Source organism: Sorangium sp. So ce1335 (genome assembly GCF_051521615.1).
In the GTDB taxonomy this organism is placed as follows: Bacteria; Myxococcota_A; Polyangia; order Polyangiales; family Polyangiaceae; genus Sorangium.
This window is the reverse complement of record NZ_CP150363.1, coordinates 4,896,905-4,914,736: the sequence shown is the minus strand read 5'-3', so window position 1 is coordinate 4,914,736 and position 17,832 is coordinate 4,896,905. Positions and strand designations below refer to the sequence as shown.

General features: G+C 73.8%; 15 protein-coding genes. 8 read left to right on the top strand and 7 right to left on the bottom strand.

The features are described 5' to 3' along the window. The first annotated feature begins 8 nt into the window (after positions 1-8). Both WMF24_RS18020 and WMF24_RS18015 read left to right on the top strand, forming a co-directional pair. Positions 9-440: a secondary thiamine-phosphate synthase enzyme YjbQ gene (locus WMF24_RS18020; RefSeq protein ID WP_437737656.1), complete on the top strand. Its 432-nt coding sequence runs from the start codon at positions 9-11 to the stop codon at positions 438-440. Between the two features lie 135 nt (positions 441-575). Then, the gene (locus tag WMF24_RS18015; RefSeq protein ID WP_437737655.1) at positions 576-1,328 is read left to right on the top strand and encodes a lysophospholipid acyltransferase family protein; all 753 of its coding nucleotides are present in this window, start codon (positions 576-578) and stop codon (positions 1,326-1,328) included. Here WMF24_RS18015 and WMF24_RS18010 read toward each other — a convergent pair. After that, positions 1,306-2,199 (bottom strand): SGNH/GDSL hydrolase family protein, encoded by an 894-nt coding sequence (locus WMF24_RS18010; protein WP_437737654.1) that lies wholly within the window; start codon positions 2,197-2,199, stop codon positions 1,306-1,308. The genes WMF24_RS18015 and WMF24_RS18010 overlap by 23 nt on opposite strands. 147 nt (positions 2,200-2,346) lie before the next feature. Between WMF24_RS18010 and WMF24_RS18005 the strand changes: the two genes are divergently transcribed. Next, positions 2,347-3,726 carry a site-2 protease family protein gene (locus WMF24_RS18005; protein ID WP_437737653.1) on the top strand — a complete coding sequence of 460 codons (1,380 nt, stop codon included), beginning with the start codon at positions 2,347-2,349 and terminating at the stop codon, positions 3,724-3,726. Positions 3,727-3,743: 17 nt separating this feature from the next. Next, positions 3,744-4,199: a dUTP diphosphatase gene (dut, locus tag WMF24_RS18000; RefSeq protein WP_437737652.1), complete on the top strand. Its 456-nt coding sequence runs from the start codon at positions 3,744-3,746 to the stop codon at positions 4,197-4,199. Positions 4,200-4,479: 280 nt separating this feature from the next. Here the strand turns inward: dut and WMF24_RS17995 are convergent, their stop codons facing one another. Beyond that, positions 4,480-6,024, bottom strand: a complete 1,545-nt coding sequence (locus WMF24_RS17995) for a protein kinase domain-containing protein (RefSeq protein ID WP_437737651.1) — start codon at positions 6,022-6,024, stop codon at positions 4,480-4,482. A 309-nt stretch (positions 6,025-6,333) separates the two neighbouring features. Between WMF24_RS17995 and WMF24_RS17990 the strand changes: the two genes are divergently transcribed. Both WMF24_RS17990 and WMF24_RS17985 read left to right on the top strand, forming a co-directional pair. After that, a complete protein-coding gene (locus WMF24_RS17990) occupies positions 6,334-9,075 on the top strand; it encodes a phosphoenolpyruvate carboxylase (RefSeq protein WP_437737650.1) in 2,742 nt (913 codons plus the stop codon). A 257-nt stretch (positions 9,076-9,332) separates the two neighbouring features. Next, on the top strand, positions 9,333-10,532 hold the full coding sequence (locus WMF24_RS17985) for a 6-phosphofructokinase (protein ID WP_437737649.1): 1,200 nt from the start codon (positions 9,333-9,335) through the stop codon (positions 10,530-10,532). Between the two features lie 20 nt (positions 10,533-10,552). On the opposite strand, the gene WMF24_RS17980 is transcribed toward WMF24_RS17985, so the two are convergent. The 3 genes from WMF24_RS17980 to WMF24_RS17970 all read right to left on the bottom strand — a co-directional run bounded on the left by WMF24_RS17980 (position 10,553) and on the right by WMF24_RS17970 (position 13,210). Further along, the gene (locus WMF24_RS17980) at positions 10,553-11,422 is read right to left on the bottom strand and encodes an NmrA family NAD(P)-binding protein (RefSeq protein WP_437737648.1); all 870 of its coding nucleotides are present in this window, start codon (positions 11,420-11,422) and stop codon (positions 10,553-10,555) included. Positions 11,423-11,588: 166 nt separating this feature from the next. Then, positions 11,589-12,596 (bottom strand): anion permease, encoded by a 1,008-nt coding sequence (locus tag WMF24_RS17975; RefSeq protein WP_437737647.1) that lies wholly within the window; start codon positions 12,594-12,596, stop codon positions 11,589-11,591. Next, positions 12,593-13,210 carry a DUF47 domain-containing protein gene (locus tag WMF24_RS17970; protein ID WP_437737646.1) on the bottom strand — a complete coding sequence of 206 codons (618 nt, stop codon included), beginning with the start codon at positions 13,208-13,210 and terminating at the stop codon, positions 12,593-12,595. The genes WMF24_RS17975 and WMF24_RS17970 overlap by 4 nt, the downstream gene beginning before the upstream one ends. Before the next feature lie 142 nt (positions 13,211-13,352). On the opposite strand from WMF24_RS17970, the gene WMF24_RS17965 reads away from it, so the two are divergent. Then, positions 13,353-15,152, top strand: a complete 1,800-nt coding sequence (locus tag WMF24_RS17965) for an ATP-binding protein (RefSeq protein ID WP_437737645.1) — start codon at positions 13,353-13,355, stop codon at positions 15,150-15,152. 69 nt (positions 15,153-15,221) lie between these two features. Here the strand turns inward: WMF24_RS17965 and WMF24_RS17960 are convergent, their stop codons facing one another. Further along, entirely contained in the window at positions 15,222-15,716 is a 495-nt protein-coding gene (locus tag WMF24_RS17960; protein WP_437737644.1) for a hypothetical protein, read from the bottom strand. A 299-nt stretch (positions 15,717-16,015) separates the two neighbouring features. After that, positions 16,016-16,537 (bottom strand): peptidylprolyl isomerase, encoded by a 522-nt coding sequence (locus WMF24_RS17955; protein ID WP_437737643.1) that lies wholly within the window; start codon positions 16,535-16,537, stop codon positions 16,016-16,018. A gap of 274 nt (positions 16,538-16,811) precedes the next feature. Here WMF24_RS17955 and WMF24_RS17950 point away from each other — a divergent pair, with 274 nt between their 5' ends. Continuing rightward, entirely contained in the window at positions 16,812-17,468 is a 657-nt protein-coding gene (locus WMF24_RS17950; protein ID WP_437737642.1) for a hypothetical protein, read from the top strand. Positions 17,469-17,832 lie beyond the last annotated feature (364 nt).

Genomic DNA, 17,832 nt, shown 5'->3' with positions numbered 1-17,832 from the left:
ATGGCGGGGTGACCACCATCGTCCAGCGCACGCTCGAGGTCCGCACGAGCGGCCGAAGTTTCGTGGACATCACGCGCGAGGTCGCGCGCGTCGTCGCCGCCGCCGGCGTCGACGTCGGGCTCTGCGCCGTGTTCCTCCAGCACACCTCCGCGAGCCTCGTCATCCAGGAAAACGCCGATCCCGCCGTCCTCCGCGATCTGGAGCGCTGGATGTCGCGCCTCGCCCCGGAGGCCCGCGACTACGAGCACGACGACGAGGGCCCCGACGACATGCCGGGCCACCTCCGGAGCGCCGTCACCCGCTCGAGCGAGGTGATCCCGATCACCGGCGGCCGCCTCGCGCTCGGGACATGGCAGGCCCTGTACGTCTGGGAGCATCGTAGTTCCCCCCACGTCCGCCGCGTGGTAGTGACCGTGACCGGCACCACAGCAGGGGGTTGAGTGGTATACTCCAGGCGTTCCTGACCTGGATGAGCCCGGCGCTCCCCGGAGGGCTGCTCGTCCGCCGTGCCCGGCATGCTCTGCGCGCGGCGCGAGCGCACAACGCGACTCCTCACCTCAAGCGGAGCAAGAGCGATGAGCCTTCAGACGACGTTCCTGGGAATCTTCGACACGGCGCGGATCTGCGTTCCGACCGTGGTGGACGCGCTCATGAGGCGCGTGACCCTCGAGCGCTGCGACGAGCGGCTGGACTGGTGGGCGCGCAAGGTCCTCGAGGACGCCGACGTCGACCTGGTGGTGCGCGGGCGCGAGCACGCCGCGGGCACGCGGCCGTTCGTCGTGATGTCGAACCACCAGAGCCTGTTCGACATCCCGGTCGTGTTCCGCGCGATCCCTGGGCGCCTGCGGATGATCGCCAAGAAGGAGCTGTTCCACGTGCCGATCTTCGGCCAGGCGATGAAGGCGGCCGGGTTCATCCGGATCAACCGGGGCAATCACGTCCAGGCGAGCGCCAGCCTCCAGGTCGGCGCCTCGATGCTGCAGGACGGCACCCGGGTGTGGATCGCCCCGGAGGGCACGCGCAGCAAGACCGGCGCGCTCCTGCCGTTCAAGAGCGGCGGCTTCCGGATGGCGATCGAGACGAACACGCCGATCCTCCCGGTCGCGATCGACGGGACGCGCCACGTGCTGAGGGCGAAGGATTTCGTCGTGCAGGAGCACCACCGCGTGGTGGTCACGATCATGCCGCCGATCGATCCGGCCCCCTACGGCGCCAACGGCCGCAACCGCCTCATGCGCGACGTGCGCGCCGCCATCGCCGGCGCGCTCGGCCACGACCCGGGGCTTGTCCACCGCGGCGTCGGCGTCACGGCCCCGCCAGCGGCGTAGCGGCCGAGGCGCTCGCCGGCTCGCCACGCTGGATCGCGCCCTCCGCCGCCTCCCCCCTCGACCGATGCTCCTCCGGCGGCGCCGGCCTGAGCGCCCACGGGCTGCGCTTCAGCGCGGGATCCCCCGCCTCCTCGCCCGGCGGCAAGCGCTCGGCCGTGAGCCAGCTCCAGAACGCGTCGGCCCAGCGCGCGCCGCCCTCCTCGTTCGGGTGGATCCTGTCCTTCTTGCGCGCGATGGGGCCGGGCACGAGCGCGTCCGAGTCGAAGAAGCGGCACGGCGCCGAGTTCGTCCGGATCACGTCGATGATGCCGGTGTCCTTGCGCCAGAGCGGAGGCGAGACCCACACGCACGGCCGGCCCCCGATCGCCTTCACGATGCGCCGGACCGCGCCCGCGTGCGCCGGCGGGTTCACGTTCTCCACCTCGTTCGCGCCCAGGCTGATGATCACGAGATCCGGCTGGTAGTTCGCGACCAAGAGCTCCATCCGCGAGGCCCACGTCACCGTGTAGGAGCTCGTCTCCGCCTTCACCGCGTAGCGCACCCGCAGCGCGTCCATCCGCGGGCGGAGCGCCTGCGCGAACCCCGCGAGCGCGAACGAGTCGCCGATGTGAAGCACCGCCGTGTTGGGGGGCACCGTGAGCTCCGGCGGCGCGGCAGGCTCGGGAGGCGGCGCCGCGGCGGCAGCCCCGGACGGCGCGGGCGGCGGCGCGACCTCCGGACCGCCGGCCGCAGCAGGCTCGGCCCCGGGGGGCGGCGGGCCCGCGGACGCCGGCCCGGCCGACGGCCCGGGCGGCGGCGCCGCGCCGCACGCGATGCCCGCCGCGGCCACCCCGGCAAGCGCCCATCTCCTGACCCGGATCTCCCTGCCCATGCTCGCTCCGCCGACCCCGCCCGACGCGCCGCGGCGGACGCCGGTCAGGCGCGCGGCCGCGGGGAGATCGCGCGGCGCACTCTAGGGCAGGCTGCGTCCGCACGGCAATCATTGAGCAGGCGGCCCGCAGGCCTTATGAACATGCCCATGAGCTTCCGTCTGTTTGGGGTCTCGGTCGATGTCCAGCTCGGCTTCTGGCTGTCCGCCGCGCTGCTCGGGTACGGGATCCTGGCCGGAGGACAGTACCAGCTCTTCCTGGTCTGGATCCTCGTGGTCTTCCTGTCGGTCCTGATGCACGAGTTCGGTCACGCGTTCGCCATCAAGCGCCACCGGATCGAGCCAGAGATCACGCTGCACTTCATGGGCGGGGCGACGACGTGGCGATCGCTCCTTCCGCTCGGGCGGCTCCAGCACGTGGTGATCAGCCTGGCCGGCCCCTTCGCCGGCTTCCTGGTCGCCGGCGTCCTGCACCTCCTGCTCCGCTACGTGCCGGGGCTCCACGCCCTCCCGCCCATGCTGCTCCGCGGGATCGACATGCTCATCCAGGTCAACGTGGTCTGGGGCATCCTCAACCTCATCCCCGTGCTCCCGTTCGACGGCGGCCACGTCCTCGAGCACGCGCTCGGCCCGCGGCGCGCCCGGCTCACGGCCGCGATCTCGGGCGTCTCCGCCGTGATCCTCGCCATCCTCTTCCTGCGCGCGGGGTTCTTCTTCTTCTCCTTCATCCTCGTCATGTCCGCCTTCCAGAGCCTGCAGCGGTTCCGCAGCGAGCCGGAGGCGCCGTCGCCCGCCATGAACCGCCGTCGCGCCGCGCTCCACGAGGAGCCGCTGCCGCCCGAGACGGCGTTGCTGCTCCAGCGGGCGCGCCGCGCCGTGGAGGACGAGCGGACGAGCGACGCGGTGGCCCTGGCGAACGAGGTGCTCGCGCAGTCCCCGGCGCCGCCGAAGCGCGCGCTCCGGGAGGCGCACGAGCTCGTCGGCTGGTCGCACCTGCTCCTCGGCGACACGAAGGGCGCGGGGGAGGCGCTCGCGCAGGCGCGCAAGCACGGCGATCCGGACCCGGCGCTCGTCGGCGCGGTGCACCTCGCGCTCGGGGAGCTGAAGCAGGCGCGCAAGGCGCTCGAGGCGGCGCGCGCGTCCGGGGACGACCGGAAGGAGGTCGCGGGCCCGCTGATCCGGGTGCTCGTCGAGCAGGGCGAGGTGGCGCGGGCCGCGGCCGTGGCCCTCGACATCGTCGAGCAGCTCTCGGAGGACGACGCGAGGAAGATGGCCGAGATCGCCTTCGAGCACGGCGCGTTCGACTGGTCGGCGCGGCTCTACGAGGCGATCTTCCGCCGCGCCGGCCTGAGCGAGGACGCCTACGGCGCCGCGCGAGCGAGCGCCAAGGACGGAAACTCGGAGCGGGCGATCGAGCTGCTGCGGCACGCGGTGGAGGCGGGCTTCACCGACAGGGCGCGGGCGTGGTCGGACTCGGCGTTCGAGGCGCTCCGGGGCGCGCCGCTCGAGGCGGTGCTGCCGCGCCCGTGACCGGCTAGGCTCGGCGCGTGCGCATCCAGGTGCCTTTCCTTCGCGTCGGGCCGATCGAGGTCCCTCCCCCCGCCTACAAATCCGAGGGAGCCGTCGGGCTCGACCTCTGCGCCGCCGTCGACGCGCCGGTGACGATCGCGCCCGGCGAGCGGAAGCTCGTGCCCACGGGCTACGCGGTCGCCCTCCCCGACGGGTACGAGGGGCAGGTGCGCCCGCGCTCGGGGCTCGCGCTCCACGACGGGGTCACGGTGCTGAACAGCCCGGGGACGATTGACCCGGACTACCGCGGGGAGATCAAGGTGGTCCTGATCAACCTCGGCGCGGAGCCGTTCACCGTGCGCCGGGGCGACCGGATCGCGCAGCTCGTGATCTGCCCTGTCGCGCTCGCCGACGTGGTCATCGTCCCCGCGCTCGAGCCGACTGCGCGGGGCGCGGGCGGTTACGGTTCGACCGGCGTGCGCAAGGAGCCGTAGCGCCGCGCCTCTCCGGGGCCGCCGCTGGGTTCACGAGCGAAGGAACCAGAGAGAAGGAACCACAGAGGGCACAGAGGGCACAGAGGAGAGAATGGGAGAAGGAGAGAACGAGCTCCCTCTCTTCCCTCTCTCTCCCCTCTGTGCCCTCTGTGCCCTCTGTGGTTCCAATTCTTCTTCCCCGCAGCCGGCGCCCCCGCGAGGCGCCGGGCTCCCAGCGACCCCACGGCGCCGTCCCGCCGCGCGTCGCCGAGGTCGTGCGAGATCGCCGCTATGCGCCGCGCTAGCGATCCGACGCGAACAGCCGGAACACCGCGATCCCGATCCCGAGGACCACGAGCGCCACCGCGAGGTAGAGGAGCTTGAACGGCCCCACCTCGACGCGCTGCCCCTCGAAGAGCAGCGACGCGGCCCCGAGATCGAGGAGCGTGATGACGACGCCCGCGCCCGCGAGCCGCACCGGCAAGGCGAACATCGCCATGAGCTCCGCCGTGCTCATGGGGTGGCGCGCCGGCGCGCGTTCCATGAGCGGCGGCGGCATCCTCGACGGCGCGTGGGACGGCCTCACGAAGGGCGCAGGCGCCGGCGGAGACCAGTCGAGCGCGAGCGGCACGACCGGCTCGGTGGGCAGGCTGTGCGACGGGAGGCCGCGCGAGACGCCGTGCGGCGAGACGCCGTGCGGCGAGGCGCGGCCCGCGCCGCGCTCCGGCAGATCGATCTCCTGCGTCGCCATGTCCGCGAGCGCCGCCGGCGCGGTCAGGCCCGGGCCCGCGAGATCCTGCGCGCGCGTGGATCGCGGCGCCGCGGGCGACACCGAGGGGCGGCGGGCGCCGGGCGGCGCGCCGGCCCGGCCGGGCACCGCGATCGGCGGCGCGCTCTGCGGCAGCCCGAGCGCCTGCTCGACCTCGTCCCAGAACGCCCCGACGTCGCGGTAACGATCGCGCGGATCGACGGCGAGCGCGCGCCGGAAGACGCCCTCGAGCGCGTCGGGCACGAGCACGCCCTCGCTCCTCGGCGTGGGGCGGCGCTTCTCGTCGAGCACCGTGCCCATCATCGCCACGTGATCGCCGGCGATGATCTCGCGGCCGGCGAGCGCCTCGACAACGGTGACGGCGAGCCCCCAGACGTCCGTCCAGGGGCCCGTCTTGCCGAAGCGCTTCGGCGCCCACTGCTCGGGCGCGCCGTACGCGGGCGTGAACGCCGTCGACAGGCCGCCCGACGTCGTCGCGGTCTGGCCGGCCATGACCGTCGCGGCGTCGCGGGCGCGCGCGATCCCGAAGTCGAGGATCTTCATGACCTCGACGCCGTGGATCCGGGCGAGGAAGATGTTCGCCGGCTTGAGATCGCGATGCACGACGCACACAGGGCCGCCCGGCCCGGGGAAGTTGTGCGCCGCGTCGAGCGCGCGGGCCACCGGCGTGAGCAGCCGGATCGCCTCGCCCGGCGAGAGCGGCGGCAGCCCCAGCCCGGCGCGGGCGGCGATGTAGCTCGCGAGCGTGCCGCCCTCGAGCCACTCCAGCGCGATGAACGGCACGAAGACGCCGGTCGCCGTCGAGATCAGGTCGTGGTGCAGCGGCCGGACAACGGCCGGGATCGCGGCCGAGAGCCGGAACAGGAGCTCCGCCTCCTCGCGAAACTGTTCGAGGAACCGCGCGCGGAGCTGCTCGGGCAGCGCCGCAGGGACCTTGAGGCACTTCAGCGCGACCGGCGCCCGGAACGCCTCGTGGTGAGCCCGGTACACGACGCCGAACCCCCCCTCGGCGACGACCCGCTCCACCTTGAACGCCCCCTGGGTCGTGCCGACGATCCCGAAGACGTCCTCGGCCATCCGCTCGAGGCTACACGAGCTCGAAGTCGCTTCGAAAGGGCCGCCGGTGCGCCGGGCCGGCGCAGACCCACGCCCACCCGCGACCACCAGGACGCCGCCGGGAGCCCCGGCAAACCAGGAAGGCGAGCGCGAAGAGTCAAACGAAATCAGCCGGTTACACCTTCACGTGAAATCTCTCGGGTCAGGGTCGCTGGCGACCGCCACCCCGCCCGCACCCCTCCCCCGGGACGGCCCCGGGGGCCGCCAGACCGTCCGCCCGGGCCACACTCGGTGGTCCGTTTCACGCCGCGTCGCGCTAGGCTCGCCTCCATGCCGCCGCGTCGACGTGAGGTCGATCGACCTCTTCGCAAAGAAGTCCGCCTGCTTGGCCGCCTGCTCGGTGAAGTGCTGATCGAGCTGGAGGGAGAAGAGCTCTTCGCGCTCGAGGAGCGCATCCGCACGCTGGCCATCCGCCGCCGTCGCGGCCCCAGCGACGGGCGCGCGCACGCAGCCGCGGAGCTCAGCAAGCTGCTCGCGAGCCTGCCGCAGGATCGCATCGAGCCCGTCATCCGCGCGTTCACCGTCTACTTCCGCCTCGTCAACCTCGCGGAGCAGCACCACCGCATCCGCCGCGCGCGCGCGTACCTGACCGACCCCGGCGCGCGCCCGCAGCGCGGGTCGCTCGAGGCCGCGATGCGCACGCTCAAGGACGCCGGGGTGCCCGCCGAGCGCGTGCGCGCCGCGCTCCGGTCGCTCGACGTGACGCTCACCCTCACCGCGCACCCGACCGAGGCCGCGCGGCGCACCGTCCTCGAGAAGCTCTACCGCATCGCGAAGAACCTCGAGGAGCGCGACCGCTGCAACCTCACGCCGGACGAGGCCGCGCTCAAGCTCACCGAGATCCGCGAGGAGATCACCGCGCTCTGGCAGACCGACGAGGTGCGGCGCGATCGCCCGACCGTCGGCGACGAGGTGAAGAACGTCGCCTGGTACATCGAGGAGATCCTCTGGGACCTGCTCCCCGAGCTGCCCGCCGCGATCGGGCGCGCGTTCGAGGCCGCGTACGGCGAGCCGCTCGACGCCGAGTTCGTGCCGCTCCGCATCCACTCGTGGGTCGGCGCCGACATGGACGGCAACCCGCTCGTCGTGCCCGCCGTCCTCGAGGACGCGCTGTTCGCCTACCGCATCCGCGGCCTGCGCCGGCTCATCCGCGCGGCGCGCGAGCTCGGCGGCGCGCTCTCGCAGTCGCTGCGGCACGTCACGCCGCCGCCGTGGCTGCTCGCCTCGATCGAGGAGGACGCCGCCGCGATGCCCGAGGTGTCCGCGCACTTCGGCCCGCGCACCGAGGGCGAGCCGTGGCGCCGCAAGCTGCGCTTCATCGAGGCGCGCCTCACCGCGACGCTCGAGCACGCGGAGCACGGCCGCGCCGAGTCCCGCGCGCGCTCCGGGCAGGGCCCCGCGCGCGAGGGGCGCGCCTTCGTGCGGCCCGAGGAGCCGACGCTCGCCGTCCCGTACCGCGAGCCCGCGGAGCTCGAGCGCGACCTCACGCTCGTGGCCGACAGTCTCCGCGCCGCGGGCTGCGCGCGCTCGGGCGAGCGGCGGGCCCGCGCGCTGCTCTCGCAGGTGCGCGCGCTCGGGTTCGCGCTCGCGGAGCTCGAGATGCGCGCGCCCGCCGAGGACGCGCGCGCCGCGGCGGCCGAGGTCGCCGAGGGCCGCGTCGAGCCGGCGCAGATGGGGCCGGAGGCGCGCCGCGTGTTCGAGGCGCTCCAGCGCATCGCCGCCGCGCAGCGCGACAGCGGCGAGTCGGCGTGCCGCACGCTGGTCCTGTCGATGACGCAGAGCGAGAACGACATCCTCGCGGCGCTCGAGTGCGCGAAGGCGGCCGGGCTCTGGGACGAGGCGAAGTCGTGCGCGCGCATCGACGTCGTGCCGCTGTTCGAGTCGCTCGGCGCGCTGAACGACAGCGCGCGGATCCTGCGCGCGCTGCTCGCGCACCCGCAGTACCGGCCGCACGTGCTCGCGCGCGGCGTGCAGGAGGTGATGATCGGCTACAGCGACTCCGGCAAGGAGGTCGGCCTGCTCGCGGCGAGCGCGGCGCTCCGGCGCGTGCAGGAGACGCTGCCGAAGATCGCGGCCGAGGCGGAGCTGCCGCTGCGCGTCTTCCACGGGCGCGGCGAGTCGGTGGCGCGCGGCGGCGGCCCGGCGCACCAGGCGCTGCTCGCGCTGCCGGCCGGCAGCGTCGGCGGCCGCTACAAGGCGACGGAGCAGGGCGAGGCGCTCGACCACAAGTACGCGCGCCCGGAGCTCGCGATGCGCACGCTGGAGCTCATGCTGAGCGGCGTCCTGATCCACACGCTCGGCGCGCAGCCGCGGCCGCCGGCCGCGTCCGAGCTGCGCTACGCCGCGGCGTTCGACGAGCTCGCGGAGACGGGGCGGCGCGTGTACCGGGAGCTCGTCTGGGAGGAGCCGAAGTTCGTGGAGTTCTTCACGGCGGTGACCCCGATCGACGAGATCGCGCGGCTGCCGCTCGGCTCGCGCCCGAGCAAGCGGCGCGCGGGCGGCCTGGAGTCGCTGCGCGCGATCCCGTGGGTCTTCGCGTGGACGCAGAACCGGGCGATCCTGCCGGGGTGGTACGGCGTGGGCAGCGGGCTCGAGGCGATGGGCCAGCGCCCCGAGGGCGCGGAGCTCTTGAAGGAGATGATGGCGTCGTGGCCGTTCTTCCGGGCGGTCATCGATAACGTGGAGATGGTGCTCGCGAAGGCCGACATGGCGATCTTCGCGGGCTACGCGGAGCTCGCGCCGGCCGCGGCGCGCAAGGTGGTCGCGCCGCGGATCATCGCGGAATACAAGCGGACGCGCTCGTGGCTCCAGCGGCTCACGGGCAACCGGCGGCTGCTCGAGGGCAATCCGACGCTCCAGCGGTCCATCTCGCTGCGCAATCCCTACGTGGACCCCCTTTCATTCCTGCAAGTCGAGCTCCTGCGGGCGAGCCGCGGCGGCGACTCCGGGTGCGATCGATCGCTGTTGCTCACGCTGAACGGCATCGCCGCCGGGATGCGGAACACCGGCTGATCGACGCCGAGAGGCGCCTTGGCTCGACGCCGAGAGGCGCCTCCGTTCAACGGCGAAAGGCGCCTTCGTTCAGCCGCGAAAGGCGCCGTCATCCAACACCGCACAACACCGTCGTTCAACGCCGCGCGACGCGGCAACCGCGCTCGACACCACGCGGCGCGGCACGGTCGCTCAACGCCCGGCGTCGTCCGGCGAGCGCTTCGAATCGTGACAATCGCTCGGCCACCCGAGGCGTCGCGTGGTAGAAGGCCGACGCCATGACCAGCATCGTCGAGTTCGGACGTCCCGACACCCTCCCGGCATCGGACAAGCGCCTGCTGCTCGTCTTCGACGGCGGCAATGCCCCCGGCTACTCCTCGGTCGCTGTCGCGCTGACCGAGGAGGCGGCGCGACGAGGCTACGAGGTGTGGGCCGCGACCGAGGGCTTCCGCTCACTGACCGCGGACGCGCGCGCCCAGCCCCAGTTCGAGCGCCTCATCATGAGCCGCCGCCAGCGCTACGCGCTGCTCGCGCAAGGCATCCCGGCGCGCTCGATGGGGCGCCGCGTGCTCGACGCCGGCAGCGACTTCCGGACCGAGCGATACACCGGGTTCCTCGAGCGCGAGAAGCGCAAGCAGGCCGCCGCGAAGTTCAAGGAGCAGGGGTTCACGCACCTCATCTGCGTCGGCGGCAACGGCACGTTCGAGGGCATCAAGGCGTGGCTCCAGGAGTTCGACGTGCGCCCGCAGGCCGGCTTCGTCAACGTCTCCATCGACAACGACCTGGAGGGCGATCGCGCGATCGGCTTTTTGTCCGGCGTGGAGACGGGCGCCAACATCGCGCGCGGGCTCTACGAGGACGCGTACACGCACAAGCGCATCTACATCCTCGAGATGATGGGCAACCGCAGCGGGCGGCACGCGCTGCACTGCGCGGTGGCGGCGCGGGCGCACCTCATCGTGCTCCCCTTCTTCCGCTTCCCCCAGGACGTGCTGGCCGAGCTCGCCGACGGGCTCGGGCGCGCCGACTACGCGCTCGTGATCGTGGCCGAGGGCTACGAGGCCGAGCGCCGCCGCAAGGAGCACCCCGGCATGTCGGCGAGCGAGTTCCTGAAGCACCAGCTCGAGGGCGCCGGGCTCCGCGACACGCCGGACAAGCGCGTCATCGCCGAGCCGTTCAGCCGGTACATCCGCGGCATCCGCCCCGCGTTCCTCGACGTGTCGGCCGCCTTCCTGAAGGGGTCGCTGCTCCTGTCGGCGTTCGACGAGGGGCGCACCGAGGTGATGCCGTACGTGCTCGCGGCGAACGACGTCGGCGTGCTGGACTTCGCCTCGATCCGCCGCGAGGACGGCGTCGAGCGCGCGTTCCTGCCGCTGCTCGACCGGCTCGACCTGCAGCGCTTCAAGACCTGGATCCTCGACCACTTCATCAGCCTCGGGGGCACCCGGCCGAGCCGCGCGCCCGCGCCGGCGGGCTGAGCCGCGCGGCCCGCGCCGGCTCAGGCGACAGCGCGGGTCAGCGCGCCGCCGAGGTGCTCGCGCGCCCAGCCCTCGAACCGCCGCCACCCGACCTCCGGGTAGGCGGCGTGGAGCGCCTCGATGTCGACGCGGTGGCCGCCGCGCGCGAGCCAGCGGAACATCGCGGCGAGGCCCTCGCCGCGCGCGCGCACCTCGGAGAGCGGCACCTCGGCATAGCGGATCTCGCGGCCGGCGACGCGGGAGAGCGCCGCCGCGGCCTCGGCGCCGGTGAGCTCGTCCGAGGCGAGCTCGACGCGGCGGCCGAGGAAGTCGCGCCGGCGCTCGATCACGAGGGCCGCGAAGCGCGCCATGTCGTCCGTCGCGAGCTGCTGGAACGGGCAGCGCTCCGGGAGCGGGACGGCGAGCACGCCGCGGCGGAGGGCGTGGAGCGACGCGGGCGAGAGGAGGCTCTCCATGAGGTGGACGGGCCCGAGGATCGTGCACGGGACGCCGAGGGCGGCGATGTGCCGCTCGACGGCCGCCTTGCCCTCGAGGTGGGGAACCCCCGTGCCCCTGTCGGCGCTCGCGGCCGACGTGTAGACGAGGTGCGCGCCGCCGGCCGCCTTGACCGCCTCGGCGACGATGATCCCGCGCCGCACCTCGGCGGGGGCCGCGCCCTCGAGCGGCGCGCCGGCGACGACGACAGCGTCGACGCCGGCCGCCGCCCGCACGACCGATCGGGGCTCGTCGAGGCTGCCCTGCGCGACCTCGGCCCCGAGATCGATGAGCCTCGCCGCGGCGGGGTCGCCGGGCCGCGGGATCAGGGCGCGCACGCGGTGCCCGCGCGCGAGCAGAGATCGCGCGATCGCCCCGCCCTGCGCCCCCGTCGCCCCCGTCACGAGCACCCGCATGGGCGCGCTCCATGGAGCCCGCCCTGCGCTCCGTAAGCCCTGGCCGCGGGGCGGCGCGCGCTTGCCGGGCTCGCCCGCGGCCGCGCGGCGCCGCGACGCTCGCCGCCGCGCCGCGCTCGGCCGCGCGGCGAGGGCGGCGAGGGCTGACGGAGCGCCGGGCCTCGAATCAGGGCTCGCCGCTGATGAGCCGCGCGAGGGTGTAGATGGTCGCGGAGAGGATGGCCGAGGCGGGGATCGTGAAGATCCAGGCCCACACGATGCGGCCGGCGACGCCCCAGCGGACCGTGGAGAGGCGCCCGCTCGCGCCGCCGACCCCGACGATGGCCCCCGTGATCGTGTGCGTCGTGCTCACCGGGATGCCGAGCGCCGTGGCGCTGAACAGCGTCGCCGCGCCGGCCGTCTCGGCCGCGAAGCCGCCGACCGGCTTCAGCTTCGTGATCTTCATGCCCATCGTCTTCACGATGCGCCAGCCGCCGGAGAGCGTGCCGAGGCCCATCGCGGCGTGGCAGACGAGCACGACCCAGAGCATCGGCTTCGGGTCGTCGCCGCCCTGCTGGAGCCCCGCGGCGATGAGCAGCGCCGTGATGATGCCCATCGTCTTCTGCGCGTCGTTGCCGCCGTGCCCGAGCGAGTAGGCGGCCGCGGAGAGGAGCTGGAGCCGGCGGAACCGGGAGCTCACCTTCCCCGGCGTCCAGCCCCGCGCGAACAGGTGGATCGCGCGCATGAGCGCGTACCCGATGATCGCGCCGAGCAGGGGCGACACGAGGATGAACGCCGCGGTCTTGCCGAAGACGGTCGCGTCGAGCACGGACAGCCGCCCCGCGCTCTTGACCGCGGCCCCGGCGAACCCGCCCATCAGCGCGTGCGACGAGGACGACGGCAGCCCCCACCACCACGTGAGCAGGTTCCAGACGATGGCGCCGAGCAGGCCGCCCAGGATGACGTTCGGGGTGATGAACGCCGGCTCGACGCCCTTCGCGATGTTGCGCGCGACCGTGGGCTCGAACAGGGCGAACGCGATGAAGTTGAAGACCGCCGCCCAGAGCACCGCGGTGCGCGGCGACAGGACGCGCGTCGAGACGACGGTAGCGATCGAGTTCGCGGCGTCGTGAAAGCCGTTGATGTAATCAAACACCAACGCGATCGCGATGATGATGAGGATGTAGGTGGTCATGCGTGCTCGAGCACGATGCCTTCGATGATGTTCGCGACGTCCTCGCAGCGGTCCGTCGCGTTCTCCAGAAGGTCATAGATGTCGCGCCACTTCATCACGAGGAGCGGGTCGTTCCCCTTCCGGAAGAGCGCCGCAAGCGCCGCGCGGTAGTGCCCGTCCGCGACGTTCTCGAGCTTGTTGATCTCGACGCAGAGCTCGAGGAGGTTCGGCTGCCGCTTGAGATCCCGGAGCGACTGGACGGCCGAGCTCATCGCGGTGCACGACGCGACGACCGCCTGCGCGAGCTGACGCGCCTCCGGGAGCGGGCTGTCGATCTCGAACAGCACGAGCCGCACGCTCGCCGCCTCGATGCAGTCGAGCACGTCGTCGAGCCGGGTGATGAGGGCGTGGATCTCTTCCCGGTCGAGCGGGGTGATCCAGGTCTGGTGCAGCGCCGCCAGGCAGCCGTGGGTGATCTTGTCGGCCTCGTCCTCGAGGTCGGAGATCTTCTTCGCGAACGCCGGCGCGTCGTCGAGCCGGTCGAGCATCGTCAGCAGGAGCTCGCTCGCAGCGACGCTGCGCTGCGCATGGTCGGCCAGCGCGTCGAAGAAGACCGCGTCACGGGTCAGTCCCATGGGGGGTGGCGTTTAGCCGTCTCCCCGCATCACGTCAACGAATCGTCACGTTGCGGACGAAACCAGGTAACATCACGGATTCTGGCGCGCACCGCGAGCGCGGCTCACGTGGCGCGCGGCTCACGTGGCGCGCGTGGACGATATGGGGATTCGAAGCAAGCTCATCGCGTTCGCCGTTGGGATCGCGGTCCTCGCGGCGGTGGTGTTCGACGGCTACGTCGTGAAGACGCTCGGGACAGAGCTCGGGCAGCACACGGAGGCCGATCTGGCGGTGCGGACGGCGCTCGTCACCGAATCGGTGGCGAGGGCGGGCGATCTCGCGTCGGAGGCGGCCGCGCTCGCCGCGACGCTGTCGGACCGCGCGGGCGCGCGCGTCACGCTCATCGATCCGGCGGGCGTGGTGCGGGGCGACTCGTCGGTGGCGCCGGAGCGGCTCGGGGATCTCGACAGGCACGCGACGCGCGACGAGGTCGCCGACGCGCGGCACCACGGCGTCGGGCGCAGCGAGCGGGTGAGCAGGACGACGCAGATGCGGATGCTCTACGCCGCGCAACGGCTCGACCGGCCGGACGGCCCGTGGATCGTGCGGCTCGCGTTCGAGCCGGTCGCGATCGATCGAAGCCTGTCCGCCGCCCACGCGCGCGTCGTGCAGGGCACGCTGCTCGCCCTCGCGCTCGCCGTGGGCGCGGCGCTCGTCGGGGCGCGGGCGCTCTCCGGGCGGCTCGTGTACCTGACCGGCGTGGCGCGGGAGATGCGCGGCGACCTCAGCCGGCGCGCGCGCGTCCAGGGGAGCGACGAGATCGCCGCGCTCGGCGGCGCGCTGGACGACCTCGCCGAGAGCCTCGAGCACTCGCGGCGCGAGCTCGGGGGCGAGGGCGAGCGCTTCGGCGCGGTGCTCGAGTCGATGCGCGAGGGCGTGCTGGTGACGGACGAGCAGGGCGACATCTCGCTGGTGAACCCGGCGCTGTCGCAGCTCCTCGGCATCCGCGGGGACGCGGTCGGCCGCCCGCCGATCGAGGTGCTCCGCTCGGCGAGCCTGCACGAGCTCATCGAGGAGGTCGCGCTCGCGCGCGCGGCGGCGACGCGCGAGATCGAGATCGCGCCCGCGGCGCCGGGCGCGTCGGGGCCCCCGGGGCGGAGGACCCTCGTCGTGAACGCGGCGCCGCTCACGCTGCCGGCGCAGGGCCGCGGCGCGGCGGGGGTGGTCGCGGTCTTCTTCGACGTGACGGAGCTGCGGCGCATCGAGGGGCTGCAGCGCAACTTCATCGCCAACGCGTCGCACGAGCTCCGCACGCCGGTCGCGTCGATCCGCGCGAGCAGCGAGACGCTGCTGGACGGCGCGCTCGACGACCCCGAGGCCGCGCGGGATTTCGTCGAGGTGATCGACCGCAACGCGGCCCGGCTGCACCGGCTCGTGAACGACCTGCTCGATCTGTCGCGCATCGAGGGGCGCGAGCGGACGCTGTCGCAGGGCCCGCTGGATCTCGCGGCGCAGGCCGAGGCGGCGGTGGCGCTCCTGCGCGGGCGCGCGCTGGAGAAGAAGACGGCGGTGGAGGTCGACGTCGCGCCCGGCACGCTCGTCGCGGCCGATCCGCGCGCGCTGGACCAGATCCTGACCAACCTCGTCGACAACGCGATCCAGCACACGCCGGAGGGCTCGCGCGTGGTCGTGCGCGCGCGGGGCGGGAACGGGCGCGTCGTCCTGGAGGTGGAGGACGACGGCCCCGGCATCCCCGCGGCGCATCAGGCGCGCGTGTTCGAGCGGTTCTACCGCGTGGATCCGGGGCGCTCCCGCGCGTCGGGCGGCACGGGGCTCGGCCTGTCGATCGCGAAGCACCTCGTCGAGGCGATGCGGGGCGACATCAGCGTGACGACCGGGGCGGCCGGCGGCGCGCTCTTCCGGGTGACGCTGCCGGCCGCGACGGCGGGCGCGCCGCGCTAGGATCGCGCGGGGCCGGCGCGCTGCGCGCGAGGCGATGGGCGCGCTGCGGCGCGCCGGGCGTGGCGGGCGCTACGGCGCGCACGCGGTGCGGCACGCGTCGAACGACTCCTGGCACGCCGTCGGGTTCTCGATCCTGGGCAGGCCGCCGTCCGCGGGGAACTTCGGCGTGAGGCAGGTCTGGAGGATCGACTGGCACTTGGCGGCGCACGCCGCGAGCTTGCCCGAGAGCGCGCCCGCGTCGGGCGTCGCCGGCGCGCCGGCGTCCGTCTGCGCGCCGGCGTCGGTGGCCGCGCCCGCGCCCGCGTCCACCTTCGCTCCCGCGGCCGCAGGCTGCGCAGGCGACGCCTTCGCCGTCGCGGGGGGCGCGGCCGGGGTCGGCGTCGCGGCCGGCACGGTCCCGGTCGCCGCGGGCAACGGCGCCGTCGCCGTCGCGGTCGGCGCGGTGACGTCGGCCGGCGCGGGGGCGACCTCCGCGGGCTCGTCGCTGGACTTGCACGCCGCGATCAACAGCACCGGTGAGGCGATCATCACAGCAAAGGCAGCGAGGAGCTTGTGGGCGCGCATGGGAGCTTCATGCTGCGCCTCCGCCGGGAACGCAACCCTCCCGCGGAGGACGAGCCGCGCGCGCCCTGCGCGACGCGCGCACCTTGCTTTGCGCGCGCGCCCTGCGCGACGCGCGCACCTTGCTTTGCGCGCGCGCCCTGCGCGACGCGCGCACCTTGCTTTGCGCGCGCGCCCTGCGCGACGCGCGCACCTTGCTCCACGCGCGCGCACACGGCGTCACGCCGAGAGCGGCGGTATGCGGAAGTCGAGCGCGCCGTGTCGACGCGCGGAGCGCAGGAGAGGTCCTGTCGGCAGGAGCGCTATTCCGTCCTGAAGATCACGTGGAATCCATAGCGGGTCTCCACGACGTCGCTGAGCTGATGGAGGTCGAGCTCGAACGCCGCGTCGGCGAACGGCGGCAGGACGTCGGCGCGCTCGATGGTGCCGAGGGAGCCGCCGCGCGACGCGGCGCCCGCCTCCTCGCTGTACGCCGCGACCACCTCGTCGAAGTCGGCGCCGCCGCGGATCTTGTCGCGCGCCTCCATCGCGCGCAGGCACGCCTGCTCGCGCGTGCGGGTCGCGCCGTCGGCGCGCTCGGCGCCGGCGTGGCGGACGAGGATGTGTTTCACGCCGACGCGCTGCGGCTCGTCGGCCCGGGCCTCCCGCTTCGCGGTGGCGGCCGCTAGGCACGCGGCGGCGTTCGGGGCGCTCGCCTCGGCGGGGGCCGCGCTGTCCGGCGCCGCGGCGGGCGGCGTCCGGGGCGCGCCGCACGCGGTCGCGAGCGTCGTGGCGAGCGCCGCGCCGAGCAGGACGAGCGGAGAGGGGCGTGCGGGCTGGCGCATCGCCCGCGAGCATAGCCAGGCGGCCACGAGATCGGAACATCCGGAGCGGAGGTGCGCCTGGATGTCAGGACGGTGGCGGCCATCGGAACATCCGGAGCGGAGGTGCGCCTGGATGTCAGGACGGTGGCGGCCATCGGAACATCCGGAGCGGAGGTGCGCCTGGATGACAGGACGGTGGCGGCCGTTGCACCGGGAGACGCCTGCGCTGCGCGTCAGCGTCGCCGGAGGCGCGCGGGGTTTGCATCGTGCGTCGCATCGCTGGTAAGAAGGCAGCATGCAGCGCCTCCTCCTCTCGGCGGCACTGGGTGCCGCGCTGATCGCCGGTTGCAGCACCCCCTTCCGGGACAAACGCACGCCTTCCGGTGAGTTCTGCAGCGACATGCACGTCGTGCCGGCGGGCCAGCTCCCCGATCGCGAGTACCATCGCCTTCAGCCCATCGCGAGCGATCCCGAGGCGAGGACGGAGGCCGAGCGCCTCGAGTCGCTCCGCAAGGCCGCCTGCGCCGTGGGCGGCGATGCTGTCATCGAGGCGGTCAACGAGGAGATCCGCACCGAGGACGGCCGCTATGCGAGCGTCGCGAGCGGCACCGCGGTGATCTGGGTCCGCCGCACGGATGGAGAGGCGCGGCCGCTGACGTTGCATCCGGCGACGAAGCCCGCGGAGTCGGCGCCTCCCGCCGAGCCCGAGGCTCCTGCGGAGGAGCAGCCTGCGCCTGCGTCCGACGAGCCCTACGAGGACACCCCTGCGCCTGCCGCCTCGGCCCCTCCGGCGAAGCCTGGAAAGCCCGGGGCGAAGCCCTCGCCGGCGTCGTCGGCCAAGCCGTCTTCCGCCACCCCGCCGTCTTCCGCCACCCCGCCCTCCTCCCCCACCCCGCCGTCGTCGGCCAAGCCCTCGACCCCCGCGGCGCCCGGCAAGCCCGCGAAGAAGTAAGCGCGCTGTTCCCGCAGCGGGGAGATGGCGAATCGACGGCCATCCGGCCCGCGTCTCTTTCGACTCACAGCGACGCCTCGAAGCCCTCTCGGATGCTCGCCGATTGCGCGCAGGCCTCATGCACCTCGAGGGCCGAGGGAGACACGCAATCACGGAGAAACAGCGGGCCACGGTAGGCTCCTGGAGAGGGAGTCCGCCGCGCGGCTCGGGGAGGGCCGATGTTTGAGCCCGGATGACGTCCTGTCTCTGGCGTGCGCAGCGCGCCGGAGACAGGACGTCCCAAGGCGAGTCCGGCGGGGTCCCCGCGCCGCGCGGCGGACTCCCTCTCCAGGAGCCGGGCGACTCGGCACCCCCGATCCCTCCC